This is a genomic window from Devosia ureilytica (genome assembly GCF_024273195.1).
In the GTDB taxonomy this organism is placed as follows: domain Bacteria; phylum Pseudomonadota; class Alphaproteobacteria; order Rhizobiales; family Devosiaceae; genus Devosia; species Devosia ureilytica.
Window position 1 is genome coordinate 138836 of the sequence record NZ_JAMZCU010000003.1, and the last position, 13171, is coordinate 152006.

At 63.1% G+C, this 13171-nt stretch carries 8 protein-coding genes; 1 reads left to right on the plus strand and 7 read right to left on the minus strand.

Annotation, left to right across the window (positions count from 1 at the left end; all coding sequences use genetic code 11):
• Nucleotides 1–194: 194 nt before the first annotated feature.
• Nucleotides 195–5405: an apolipoprotein A-IV repeat region-like domain-containing protein gene (locus NIM87_RS08580; RefSeq protein ID WP_254674241.1), complete on the plus strand. Its 5211-nt coding sequence runs from the start codon at nucleotides 195–197 to the stop codon at nucleotides 5403–5405.
• Between the two features lie 142 nt (nucleotides 5406–5547).
• On the opposite strand, the gene NIM87_RS08585 is transcribed toward NIM87_RS08580, so the two are convergent.
• The 7 genes from NIM87_RS08585 to acs all read right to left on the minus strand — a co-directional run bounded on the left by NIM87_RS08585 (nucleotide 5548) and on the right by acs (nucleotide 13019).
• Nucleotides 5548–6069: an SRPBCC family protein gene (locus tag NIM87_RS08585; protein ID WP_254674242.1), complete on the minus strand. Its 522-nt coding sequence runs from the start codon at nucleotides 6067–6069 to the stop codon at nucleotides 5548–5550.
• Nucleotides 6047–6412: an ArsR/SmtB family transcription factor gene (locus NIM87_RS08590; protein ID WP_254674792.1), complete on the minus strand. Its 366-nt coding sequence runs from the start codon at nucleotides 6410–6412 to the stop codon at nucleotides 6047–6049. The genes NIM87_RS08585 and NIM87_RS08590 overlap by 23 nt, the downstream gene beginning before the upstream one ends.
• Before the next feature lie 80 nt (nucleotides 6413–6492).
• Entirely contained in the window at nucleotides 6493–7692 is a 1200-nt protein-coding gene (locus tag NIM87_RS08595; RefSeq protein ID WP_254674243.1) for an MFS transporter, read from the minus strand.
• Nucleotides 7693–7777: 85 nt separating this feature from the next.
• Nucleotides 7778–8836, minus strand: a complete 1059-nt coding sequence (locus NIM87_RS08600) for a glycosyltransferase family 4 protein (protein WP_254674244.1) — start codon at nucleotides 8834–8836, stop codon at nucleotides 7778–7780.
• An 88-nt stretch (nucleotides 8837–8924) separates the two neighbouring features.
• A complete protein-coding gene (locus NIM87_RS08605) occupies nucleotides 8925–9725 on the minus strand; it encodes a UDP-2,3-diacylglucosamine diphosphatase (RefSeq protein WP_254674245.1) in 801 nt (266 codons plus the stop codon).
• A gap of 91 nt (nucleotides 9726–9816) precedes the next feature.
• Nucleotides 9817–10899 carry a glycoside hydrolase family 3 protein gene (locus NIM87_RS08610; protein WP_254674246.1) on the minus strand — a complete coding sequence of 361 codons (1083 nt, stop codon included), beginning with the start codon at nucleotides 10897–10899 and terminating at the stop codon, nucleotides 9817–9819.
• A gap of 167 nt (nucleotides 10900–11066) precedes the next feature.
• Entirely contained in the window at nucleotides 11067–13019 is a 1953-nt protein-coding gene (acs, locus tag NIM87_RS08615; protein WP_254674247.1) for an acetate--CoA ligase, read from the minus strand.
• Between the last annotated feature and the right edge of the window lie 152 nt (nucleotides 13020–13171).

Here is a 13171-nt window from a genome sequence, read left to right on the forward strand (position 1 = left end):
GTTCGGTTTGCATAAAATTGAATGTATGAATGAGCTTTGAACCAGCGCGCGGCGGCGAGGGTTGGGGGGACGATACGGGGCAATTGCATCGAATTGTTCCGGTTTGGCGACAGGCCCAGAAAGGGCCAATCCCCTATGACTGCTCGTAAAGTCCGCCGTGTAGCTGCAGTGCCGACGCGAGAGTAGTAAAGAGTATGGCGAAGAATCCGACCCCCCAGAACGATCCGGCCGCTTTGGCCTTCTCGGCTGTAGAGGATGCCCTCAAGGATTCCGTGTTCAATCTGGACCCACCGTCCCAGGCGCCCCAGGAAAAGAAGCAGGAACGCAAGCCGGACCCGGCGCGCTCCGAGCGCCTGCGCGCTGCGGACCGCATCGCCCAGCAGGCAAGTTCGGTCGCCAACGACGACCGCGTCTCGACTTCAAAGCTTCTCTATAGCCTCCAGGGCCGCTCATCCTCCGCCCCCACCTGGCTGGCACTGCTGCTGTCCACGCTCTGGATTGCCGCCGTGGGCACCATCGCCTGGATGCGCTTTGGCACCCAGATGGCCGACTTCAGCACCTTCGTGGGGTCGATCGAGTTCATTGCCATTCTTGCGATCATGCTGGTCCCGGTGCTGGGCCTGTTTGCCGTGGCAACCCTGTTCCGCCGTGCTGCCGACCTGCGCAACGCCGCCTCGTCCATCACCCAGGCCGCCATTCGCCTTGCCGAACCTGAAGTCACTGCCGCCGACAAGGTCGCCTCCGTGGGCCAGGCCGTGCGCCGCGAAGTCAATGCGCTCGGCGATGGGCTGGAACGCGCCCTCAGCCGCGCCGGCGAACTCGAAGTGATGATCCACAACGAGGTCACCGCGCTCGAACGCACCTATTCGGACAATGAATCGCGCATGCGTGCGCTGATCGCCGAACTCGCCAGCCAGCGCGAAAGTGTACTGACCAATACCGAGCGCGTCCGCGAGGCCATCACCGAGAGCCACACGGGCCTGGTGTTTGACCTCGACATGATCAGCCAGCGCATCGCCGGAACCATCGTGGAAAGCGGCGGCAACCTGACGCGCGCACTCGAAACCGCTGGCAATACGCTGACCACCGGTTTCTCTGAACGAGCCGATGAATTCGTCGGCCTGGTGGACAACCGCACCACTGACTTCCTGTCCGCGCTCGATGACAGCTCCAGCCGCCTCGCGCTCGGCTTTGACGATCACGCGGCCAGTACCGCCCGGAATTTCGAGAACCGTACGCTCGAAATCACGTCGGCCATCGATAGCCGTATGGCGGACCTGACCCAGGCGCTCGACAGCCGCGCGGCCACCATCAGCGGCTCGCTCGAAACCCACACGCTGGCCCTGTCCTCGGCCATCGAGGACCGCACCGCCTCGCTGGCAAACCTGCTCAGCGATGGCGGCACCACTCTCGTGGACCTGCTGCGCGACCGTGGCCTTGAAGTCAGCGAAGCGCTCGAATCCATCGGCGCCCGTGTTTCAGGCGACATTTCGAGCCGCACGTCGGAAGCCGAATTCCTGCTCGCCACCCTTTCGCGCCAGCTCGACGAATCCGTGTCGATCCAGCTCAATGCGCTCGACAGCCGCTTGCAGTCGGCGATCATCGAGATCAATGGCGCCCTCGACGACACGTCCGAGCGTGCGCGCCTGACGCTCTCCACCGCCGGGCAGGATTCGCTCAGCCTGTTCGACCAACGCCTGACCGAAATCACCGGATTGCTCGACGACAAGCTCCATGCCCTCGACAATGTCATCGGCGACAAGGGCGACGACCTGGTGCAGCGCCTCGACAAGCAGGGCGTGAGCTTCGCCGCCCGCGCCAATGTGCTCGAAATGGCGCTTAACGAGGAATCCGGTCGCTTCAACGACATCGTCGCCGAGCGCACCCGTGAAATGAGCGACGTCATCGGCGCCAAGACCAAGGCGATCACCGAAACCATCACCAATCGCAGCCAGGAAATCTCCGACACGCTCGATGGCCGCGCCGAGAGCCTCAGCGAGGCGCTCGACGCCCGCACAAGCAAGCTCGACGAAGTGCTGTCCAGCCGCGCGCTTGAAGTGAGCGAGGCCATCCTGTCACGCACCGGCGAATTGCAGGAAACCCTTACGGGCGGCGGCGCCAAGCTGGACGAAGCCATCCGCATGCGCTCGCAGGAACTGGGCGAGACGCTCAGGACCGGTACGCAGACCTTCGACCAGGCCATTGCCGGTCGCACCCAGCGCATGGCCGAAACCATCTCCGAGCGCACCAGCGTTCTGAGCGAGACCATTTCCGAGCGCACCAACGCCCTTTCGCTCGAACTGGAAACCCGTACCGGCGACTTCGCCAACCAGATCGACGAACGTACCGGCACGCTGGTCTCCAAGCTCGACGAGCGGACCCAGGCCCTCGCCGGCACCATTTCCGAGCGCACCAACGCGCTTTCGCTTGAACTGGAAACCCGCACTGGCGACTTCGCCAACCAGATCGACGAACGCACTGGCACGCTAATATCGACGCTCAACGAGCGGACCCAGGAAATGGCCAGCGCGGTCAACAACCGCACCCAGCAGCTGTCCGAGGCGCTGGCCGGGCGCACCCAGGCACTGTCCGACACCCTGGCCACGCACACATCTTCGATGGGCGAGACGATCAGCCTGCACACCAGCGAACTGGCCGACACGCTTGACGAGCACAGTGCAAAGGCCCGCGCCAGTATCGATGGCTCGCTGCGCGACGTCACGGCCACCATGGAAACCCGGCTCACCGACATGGCGACCCGCGTCAACAGCAAGGTCAGCGACGTCAACGAAACGCTGGGCGCCGGCCTCGATAGCGCCATTGCCCGTATTTCCGACGCCGAAGCCGGTGTTGCCGCCCGCATTGAAAGCGCCAGCGTCACCGTTGGCGAAAGTGCCCGCCAGGCTGCCGAACTCATCGAATCCGGCGTTAATTCCGCCCGCAAGGCAATTGCCGACATGGTCGACCAGCGCCTGGGCACCCTGCCCGAGGCGATCACCGCCCGCGCCGACATCACCGCCGAGCGCCTCGCCGCGCTCAACGCCTCGATCAGCACCTCGATCACCCAGTCCATGGCTGACCTCGAAGCCGGGGCAGACCGGATCGAAGAGACCATCGCCACCCGCATCACCGCGGCCACCGGCGCGATTTCCGCCGACGTGGAAAACACCGCCAATCGCATGGATACCGCCGTGCGCGGCGCCCTCGAGCAGATCCGCCTGGCTGCCACCAATATCGACCAGCTGGTATCGGTGCGCGCCGTCAACGCCGCAGACGCCATCGAAACGCGCCTCGACGCGATCAATCGCTCGGTGGAACAGCACACCGGCCAGTTCGCCAATCTGGTCACCGAAAAATCAGCCCAGCTCGAAAACGCCCTGGCCAGCCATGGCAACCTGCTGCGCGACGCCCTTGGCGAAAACGCCCGAGAAGCCGAAGAGATCATGTCGGTCTCGACCTCGCGCATCCTGGGCGATGTCACCAACGCCCTCAACAAGCTCAACGACTCCAACCTGCTGCTGCAGCGCGTGCTTGACGCCTCGACCACCAATCTGGCGAGCCTTGAATCCAGCGTTGCCCAGCAGACGGCCAATTACTCGAACACCATGCGCGAGGCCCTGGGCCAAACCGAACAGGCCGGCACCATGGTCACCCAGCATGTGGGTGCCCTGCAGGCCACCATTGCCGGCATGGTCCAGCAGTTCTCGTCCATGCTCGGCCGGCTCGACACCGAGGCCAACGGCCTTACCCTGGCCGCTCAGACGCTCGATGCCAGCAGCTCCAATGCGCTTGAAAACCTCGAGGATCGTCGCGGCGCCATGGACGCCCTGGCCCAGAGCTTTGCGGCCCGCGCTGACGATATCGATGGCCGCATGCGGCTCTTCGCCCAGTCGATTGCCGATACGGTCAACGATACCGAGCGCCGCCTGATCGGCGCCCGCCGGGCCATGGACGAAGCGCTTACCCAGACCTCGACCACGGTCCAGCAGGCCCTGGAACAGAACATTGGCAGCGTTACCCAGGCGCTCGAACAGAATGCCAACAGCGTCAACGACGCGCTCTATTCCACCAATGAGCGCTTCACCACTGCGCTCAGCACCAATGTCTCGCAGATGGACAATGCCGTGCAGCGCGCCGCCGAGGCCGCGGCCGCCGCCCTCAACCAGACCTCCTCCACGGTGCGCATGGCGCTTTCCGAACAGGCCGGCCAGGTCAATGCCGCCCTCGAAGACAATGCCAACCGCGTCAGCGAGGTGCTGTCTTCCACCGCCGGCAGCGTCACCGACGTGCTCACCTCGACCACCAGCTCGCTGGCCGACACCATTTCGGAATCCACGAGCTCGGTGCGCAATGCCATTGCCTCGAATACCGGCCAGCTGCGTCGGGCGCTCGACGAAACTTCGGGCGAAGTCACCGGCAAGCTGGGCGAGTTCCACCAAACCGCCGACGCCGAAGGCCGCCGTGCCAACCAGGCCCTGCAGGATGCCCAGCAGCGCATGGTCACCGAAATGCAGCGTGCCATCGAGGAAGCCACCCAGCGCTTCGCCGACACGGCCCAGGCCATGCGCGAAACCGCCCGCGAAGTGGGCAGCGAACTCGAATCCACCCGTGCCGAACTGGCGCGCGGCGTCAACGAGCTGCCCGAGGAAACCCGCGCCAGCGCTGCTGCGATGCGCCGCGTCGTTGCCGAGCAGATCGAGGCCCTCAGCGAGCTCAACGCCATTGTGCGCTCACAGCCGGCCAGCCACGATCTCACCGACCGCCGGGCGCCGCAGCGCGCGCCGCGCGCCGTCGAGGCACCAACCTACCAGCCGCGCCAGCCCGAGCCGATGCGTCAGCCCGAGCCCGTGCGCGAAACCTATCGCCCTGAACCGCCTCGCCAGACCCTGGTTGATCCCATCCGCAGTGCGGCTGTGATCGAACAGCCGGCTCCTGCCCCTGCGCCCATTCCCGCGGCCGCTCCTGCTCCTGCCGCCGCACCGCGTCAGGCGACGGAAGCCGAAGGCGGTGGTTGGCTGCGTGACGTGCTGCGCAATGCTTCGGCCAAACAGGCCGGTGGACAACCGCCACAGGCCCTCTCCGGCCTCAGCGAAGAGATTGCCCGCTCCATCGACGATGCAGCGCTGGGCGAAGCCTGGGCGCGCTACCAGTCCGGCGAAAGCAATGTCTTCACCCGCCGCATCTATACGCTCACCGGCCAGGGCACCTATGACGAAGTCCGCAAGCGCATCCAGCGCGACGCCGAATTCGCCCGCACCGCCCAGGCCTATATGAGCGAATTCGAGCAACTGCTGAAGCGCGCCGCAGCCGGCCCCAATCCAGCCGCCGAAACCCGCGAATACCTGCTCTCCGACAAGGGCAAGGTCTACACCACCCTCGCCCATGCGAGCGGCCGGCTGGCCTGATCCACCGGGCAGTGAATACAAAAAGGCCCCGGAGCGATCCGGGGCCTTTTCAATTGTGTTGCCCTGCCAGGCAAGCAGCGATGCCGAAGCTGGGACCATCCACTTCCGAGCGTCAGCCCACGAGCGTTGACGGCCCTGCCATTTACCCCGCGGTGCCTGAAACAATCTCGGCCAGGAGGTCGTCTAGGGCCTCGAACTGCTCGGGATAGGCGCCCGTGCTGCCCGATGCGAGTGCCGCGTCCAGAGCATCCTTGGACGGATAGAGGTCAGATAGGACAAGGTAGGTCTTGCCGTCCTTTTCCGAGAGCGTGACGCTGGTCACGGAGCCCTCATCGCCCTCTTCATTCGTCCAGACGATTTTCTCGTTCGGCACCACCTCGATATACTTGCCAAAAAAGGCCATGGGCTGGTCGAAATCGGGATGACCGAAGACGAAGCGGTAGCTGCCCCCGGTGCGCACGTCGGCCTCGCAGGAGATAAAGGTGATGCCGAAGGATTTCGGCGTCCACCAGCGCATCAGCAATTCGGGCGTGGTCCAAGCCTCGAAAACCAGATGCGCCGGGCCGTCGAAGGTTCTGGTGATGACCAGTTCCCGCTCAGAATGCCGATTCACATCCGTGGCTATTTTGGCCGGTTTGGGTTCACCCACCTTGGCTTCGTCCATCGGTTTTCTCCTTGTGTTTCAAATCTTCGATAACCAGATCCAACGCGTCAAAACGCGCGGTCCAAAGCTGGCGATAGCGGTCTATCCAGGCCATTTCTTCTTCCAGCCGGCTCAGGCCAAGCTTGCAGGTTCGCACGCGCCCCACCTTTTCCGTGGTGACCAGGCCGGCACGCACCAGGACATCGACATGCTTCTTCATGCCGGTGAGGGTCATGTCGAACGTCTCGGCCAGGTCCGTGACCGTCGCATCCGACCGTCCCAACCGCTCCAGCACGCCGCGACGTGTGGCGTCGGACAGCGCGGCAAAGGAGGCGTCGAAGCGAGTTTGATTATAGTGAACCATCTGGTTCACTATAGGGCGAATTTTGTCATGCGCAAGGGGGCGCACGGCAAACGTGTCCAGAAAGCAGTGTGAGAGAGCGGTTATCCCGCCAACGACTTGGGCGGCCGCATCTTCAGCGACCACAACACGCAGCCAACAGCCAGCAGCGAGGTGATCGAAGAATAGAAGAACGCGTAGGCGCCGAAGAATTCCACCAGCACGCCGAACAGGATCAGTGCCGTCATCGCCGCTGCCATGCTGAGCATATTGGCAAAACCCTGCGCCTCGGCCGCATTGGCCTCATTGGTCCAGTTGGCAATGAAGTGGACGACCCCGAAGTAGCCCATGCCGAAGCTGAAGGCGTGCAGCAACTGCGTGGCAAACAGCACTTCCACCGGCGGATTGAAGGCCATGATGGTGAAGCGCAGGACCCCGGCAAGAGCACCGACAAGGATCATGTTGCGAGCTGTGACCCGACCGCCAAACCGGCGCCAGACGAACATCAGCACCGCTTCACCCACTGCGGCAAACCCCAGCAGCGGCCCCAGGAAATAGCTCGGTATGCCGTTCTCATGCCAAAGCAACGCCCCGAAGCTGCCAATGATGGCATTGGAGGAGTTGACCAGTGCGAAGGCCAGCAGCGGCAGCACGAACCAGGGCTGCAGCGCATCGCGCAGGCGGCTCGGCGCCGCCACAGCCTCGGGTGCAGTCGCTGCAAGCGTCACCTGCGGAGCGGGCGCCCGGAACCGCGGCAGGAGGAACGCGAGGAAAGCCCGCGCCACCACCATGGCCACATAGAGCCAGACGAAGGCGGCCGATCCGAGCATATTGAGAAACAACCCCAGCCCGCCCGCGCCGACGACATAGCCCACGGTTGCCCAGGCCCGGATAACCCCGAAATCGGTGCCATTGCGCCGCGTCATGCGCACAGTGGCCGCGTCGATCACCGGCGCGACCAGGCCATTGGTGGTGCCGCACAGCGCCCAGACCAACAGAATGCCCCAGAACTCGGAGACGAAGAACAGCGGCAGCGGCGCCAGCGCAGAGGCAATGGAAATAAAGATCAGTGCTGTGCGCCAGTCATCGGCCTTGTCCGCAACACGGCCCACGATGATGTTGAGCAAGAGCAGCGCCAGCGTCGGCAGCGCATTGATGATCCCGATCTGGTCGGCGGGAATGCCATGTTCGCTTAGCCATATACCCAGGAACACCGAGGCAACGCCGCCCGGCAGATAGACGGTGAACTGATAAATGGAAGCGCGCAGCTCGGGAGAATCCAAGCGCGAGAGGGCCGATGCCATTGAAAGAACTCCGGGCGCGAGAAATAAGCGCCGCGTGTCCTCCACTGACTCGGATGCTCGCCCGAGGCAAGGGCCTTTCTGGTCGCTAGACTGCTTTTGCCAGGCGGTGCTGCCTTACTGTCGCAGGGACCAGGGCGGAGAAGAATTGCAGGGCACTGGCAGACCAGGTGAACTGCTCGCCCAGCGACCTGGCATGCGCACGCTCCAGCAGCAGCGAATGGCGCACCGCCTGCTCCAGATCATCCGACAAAGTGCCGGCGCGCGGATCGGTCAAAATGTCCCGCGGACCGGTGACCGGATAGGCCGCCACCGGCGTGCCCGAGGCCAGCGCCTCGGTGATTACATTTCCAAAGGTGTCGGTGCGGCTGGGAAAGACAAAGACATCGGCGCTGCGGTAGGCGGCGGCCAGGTCCTCGCCATGCAGATAGCCCACGAACTTCACCTGCGGATAGGCCCGCTGCAGATGCGCCCGGTCTGGACCGTCGCCCACGACGATCTTGGTGCCTGCAATATTGAGCGCGAGAAACGCCGCGACATTTTTCTCCGCCGAAACCCGGCCCACATAGAGCAGATGCGGCCCTGGCAGGTCGGTGAACATGGTCTTGGGACCGGGATGGAAACGGGCGCCGTCCACGCCCCTGCCCCACAGGCTGAGATGGGAAAACCCATGCGCCGCCAACTCGCTACGCAAGGACGGCGTGGGCACCATGGTCGCGGCGGCCGGATCATGGAACCAGCGCAGATAGCCATAGCTCCACTCTTCAGGCACCGGCAGCCGTGCCGCGGCATACTCAGGGAAGCGGGTGTGAAAACTGGTGGTGAAGGCCTTGCCGCGTTCGAGGCAATAGCCCCGTGCCAACAGCCCCAGTGGCCCTTCGGTGGCAATGTGGATGTGATGCGCCCGCGCCCGTGCCATCTGCAGATAGACCGTCCGCCGCGTCACCAGCGACAGCCGGATTTCGGGATAGGTGGGTACCGGCACAGTCCAGAATGGTTCGGGGGTGAGGAAACTGACCTCATGCCCCCAGCTGCGCAACTGACCGGCGAGGCTTTCAAGGGTCCGCACCACGCCGTTGATCTGAGGTCGCCACGCGTCAGTGACGATTAGGATACGACGGCTGGCAAGGCTGGGATTGAGGTCCATTGCGGCACCACGATTTCTCGCATTGCCTTAATGGTGACCGCCTTCCGCGTCGGTCGCGTGACGGCTCAGTGACGATCAATTGACGGGCTTACTGCCCCGGGGCGCGGCGCAATTTCGTTTTCCGGGCCTCGCCGGTGACCATTTCGGTCCATTTGATCAGCTCGAACGCACCATCATGATTCTCGACAATGGCCGTGCAGCTCTCCACCCAGTCGCCGGTATTGATGTATTGAATGCCCAGGCGATCATGAATGTCGGCAAAGTGGATATGGCCGCAAATGACGCCATCGACGCCTGATTCCTTGGCCTCGTGCACCAGTGCTTCCTCGAAGCGCCCGATCACTGAAACGGCGTTCTTCACCTTCTGCTTGGCCCAGGCGCTGAGCGACCAATATTGCAGGCCGATGCGACGGCGTACCCAGTTGATGGCAATGTTGACACGCAGCGCGGCGTTATAGGCCCAGTCCCCCACATGGGCCAGCCACTTGGCATTCATCACAACCACGTCGAACTGATCGCCATGGATGACGAGATAGGTCTTGCCCGTCGCCGAGGTGTGGATGGTGCGGTCGACAAGTTCGATCTCACCGAAATAGGTGCCAAGATATTCGCGCAGGAATTCGTCGTGGTTGCCCGGCAAATAGACGATCCGCGTACCGGCGGCGGCCTTGTCGAGCATGAGCTGGATCAACGCATTGTATTGCACCGGCCAGTGCCACTGCTTGGCCAGGCGCCAGCCATCGAGAATGTCGCCCACCAGGTAGATGGTCTCGGCGTCGTGCTGGCTCAGGAAATCAATGAGCTGGGCCGTACGGATAGGCTTCATGCCCAGATGCACATCCGACAGGAACAGCGCCCGAACGCGCCGGATCTCGCGGTCTTCCGACATCAGCTTCGGGTCTCCAGGTCACAGGCGTTCATCTTAACGACCAAGAGTGACGCTGGAAACAACAACGCGGAGAAAGCCGGGGAAAGCCGCATCAATCCAGCCGGGCTTTCAGCGCCACGATGCGCGCATAACTCTGTTCAATGCGCGCGGCAAAGGCGGGATCGGCTGCCGCTTCGGCCAGAAGGATCGCCAGCACCTCCGCCGGAAGCCCGGGGCGATAGTCGGCGGTATTGGAAAACAGCAGGATATCCATGCCGGCGCGCACCGCCCCCGTCACCGTTTCTTCAAGGCTGAAATGATCGCGAATGGCGCCCATTTCGAGATCGTCGCTGATGACAACCCCGTCAAACCCCAGCTCCTGGCGCAGAACGCCCTCGATCCATCGCTGCGACAGCGATGATGGGGTCTCGCCGTCCCCATCGGCATAGTCGGCATGGTAGAGATGACCGACCATCACCATGTCGGCCATACCGGCGCCGATGAGGGCGCGATAGGGCTTCAGTTCATCCTCCGACCAGCTGCGGGTTATATCAACAAAGCCCTCGTGACTGTCGGCAGTGGACGAGCCGTGGCCGGGAAAATGCTTGAGCGCAGTGACCAGACCCGCCGCCCGATGCGCCTTGATGAAGGCTGCATCATAGGCAATCACGGTCTCAGGGTCGGCGGAAAACGATCGGCCGAAGCGGGCGATGATCTGGTTTTCGGGATTGGTATTGAGATCAGCCACCGGGCCGAAATTGACCGAAAAGCCCTCCGCAGCAATGGCCTTGGCCATGCGGGCGTAAATCGCCTCGGCCTCATCTGGCGCGTTGCGCGCCGCAACACTCGCCGCATTGGGAATTTCGGTAAAGCCAACGTCCTTGGTCAGCCGCTCGACTGCCCCGCCTTCCTGGTCAAGCGTGATGAACGGCGGCAGATCGGGCGCGGCGGCGCGGAACATGGTGTTCATCTCGCGCACGGTGGCAAGATTGGAGACGTTCTTCTTGAGATACATCACCCCGCCCAGCCGCCCGGCAGCAAGGTCCTGGGTGATCGCGCCGACACCGGCGTCATTGGTGCCATCGCCCTCGAAACCGACGATGATCATTTGTCCGGCCATCTGCTCGAGCGTGGCAGCCGATGCGGCGGTCGACAGGGCAATGAGGGCAAAGAGGGCGAGAAAGGAACGCAGCAAACCTGGCCACCTGACTGTGAATCGGGACCGGCACCTTGCCCAGCAAATGGCGGCAAGACAATGGTCCCGCGCCCGATCAAGGCGTAGCGGCGACCGCCATCAAGAGAAGCGCTTCAAGAACAAAGAGGAGAGCGGGGACCTGTTGGCCCCCGCCCAATGTCAATCGATCAGGCCGGCTTGTTCTGCCGGTTCGCGATCAGGTCGTCGACCACCGTGGGATCGGCCAGCGTGGACGTATCGCCCAGCGCACCAAAATCGTTCTCGGCGACCTTGCGCAGAATGCGGCGCATGATCTTTCCCGAACGGGTCTTGGGCAAGCCCGGCGCCCACTGGATGAAGTCGGGCGAAGCAATCGGCCCGATTTCCTTGCGCACCCAATTGCGCAGTTCGACTCGCAGATCGTCGCTGCTGGTCTCGCCGGCCATCAGGGTTACATAGCAATAGATGCCCTGCCCCTTGATGTCGTGCGGGAAGCCGACAACGGCCGCTTCAGACACCTTGGGATGGGCCACCAGCGCGCTTTCCACCTCGGCCGTGCCGAGGCGGTGACCGGACACATTGAGCACGTCATCGACGCGGCCCGTGATCCAGTAATAGCCATCCTCGTCGCGGCGGCAGCCGTCGCCGGTAAAGTAATTGCCCTTGTAGGTCTCGAAATAGGTCGAGACGAACCGGCCATGGTCGCCCCAGATGGTGCGCGCCTGGCTGGGCCAGCTGTCCTTGATGACCAGGACGCCTTCCGCCTTGGTCTGTTCCTGAACCTTGCCCTCGGGCGAGAGCACCTCGGGAATGATGCCAAAGAACGGCTTGGTCGCCGAACCCGGCTTGGTGGCAATGGCACCGGGGAACGGGGCGATCATATGGCCGCCGGTTTCGGTCTGCCACCAGGCATCAACGATCTCGCAGCGTCCCTTGCCAACCTTGTTGTAGTACCACATCCAGGCTTCCGGATTGATCGGCTCACCCACCGTGCCCAGGAGGCGCAGCGAGGGCATGTCGTACTTTTCGACATATTCAGGGCCGGCGCCCATCAGCGAACGAATCGCGGTGGGGGCGGTGTGGAAGATATTGACCTTGTGGCGCTCCACCACCTGCCAGAAGCGGCTGGCATCGGGCCAGGAGGGAATGCCCTCGAACATCACCGTGGTCGCGCCATTGGCCAGCGGCCCATAGACGATATAGCTGTGACCCGTGATCCAACCCACGTCGGCCGTGCACCAGAACACTTCGCCACGCTTGTAGTCGAAGCTCAATTCATGGGTCAGCGAGGTGTAGGTGAGGTAGCCGCCGGTCGTATGCAGCACGCCCTTGGGCTTGCCGGTGGAGCCCGACGTGTAGAGGACGAACAGCGGATCTTCCGCATTCATCGGCTCGGGATCGTTGAACGGCTCGACGCCTGCGGCGGCCTCATGCCACCAGACATCGCGGCTGCCCTTCATGGCAACGTCTGCGCCGGTATTGTGGACCACCAGCACCTTCTGCACGCCCGGGCAGTCTTCCAGCGCCTTGTCGACATTGGCCTTGAGCGGCACTGTCTTGCCGCCGCGGCGACCTTCGTCGGCGGTGATGACCACGGCAGAGTCGCAGTCATTGATGCGGCCGGCCAGTGAGTCGGGCGAAAACCCGCCAAAAACCACCGAATGCACCGCGCCAATACGGGCGCAGGCCAGCATGGCATAGGCCGCCTGCGGGATCATGGGCAGGTAGATGGTGACGCGATCGCCCTTCTTCACGCCCAGTGACTTCAACACATTGGCGCAGCGGCAGACCTTTTCGTGCAGCGTGCGATAGGAAATATACTCGGCCTGGTCATTGGGATTGTCGGGTTCCCAGATGATGGCGATATCGTCACCATGCTCGGCCAGGTGCCGGTCGATGCAGTTGGCGGCAACGTTGAGCACCCCATCCTCGAACCATTTGATCGAGACATCGGGATATTCGAACGTGGTGTTCTTGATCTTGGTGGGAAATTTCACCCAGTCGAGACGCTTGGCCTGCTCGGCCCAAAACCCGTCGGGGTCCGTGATCGAGCGCTGATAGAGCGCGTCATATTGCTCGGCCGTGGTGTGGGTGCGCGCGATCGCGGCCGCGCTTGGCTGGATTAAGAGCTGGTCGCTCATCGTCATCCTCCCTTATCTCTCCCAGGAACCGTTCTAATGACGCGCCCCCATGGCGGCAAGGCCTTGCACCCGCGACTCTTTGGTTTTCCCGGCATGGGTCTATGCCGAACCGGCACGGCACCGGACATTAACCCCCATAGGATAGTCTTTCG

Coding starts and splice junctions, on each gene's coding strand:
- NIM87_RS08580 (WP_254674241.1), top strand. CDS start 195: ATGGCGAAGAATCCGACCCCCCAGAACGATCCGGCCGCTTTGGCCTTC.
- NIM87_RS08585 (WP_254674242.1), bottom strand. CDS start 6,069: ATGGACGAAGCCAAGGTGGGTGAACCCAAACCGGCCAAAATAGCCACG.
- NIM87_RS08590 (WP_254674792.1), bottom strand. CDS start 6,412: ATGGTTCACTATAATCAAACTCGCTTCGACGCCTCCTTTGCCGCGCTG.
- NIM87_RS08595 (WP_254674243.1), bottom strand. CDS start 7,692: ATGGCATCGGCCCTCTCGCGCTTGGATTCTCCCGAGCTGCGCGCTTCC.
- NIM87_RS08600 (WP_254674244.1), bottom strand. CDS start 8,836: ATGGACCTCAATCCCAGCCTTGCCAGCCGTCGTATCCTAATCGTCACT.
- NIM87_RS08605 (WP_254674245.1), bottom strand. CDS start 9,725: ATGTCGGAAGACCGCGAGATCCGGCGCGTTCGGGCGCTGTTCCTGTCG.
- acs (WP_254674247.1), bottom strand. CDS start 13,019: ATGAGCGACCAGCTCTTAATCCAGCCAAGCGCGGCCGCGATCGCGCGC.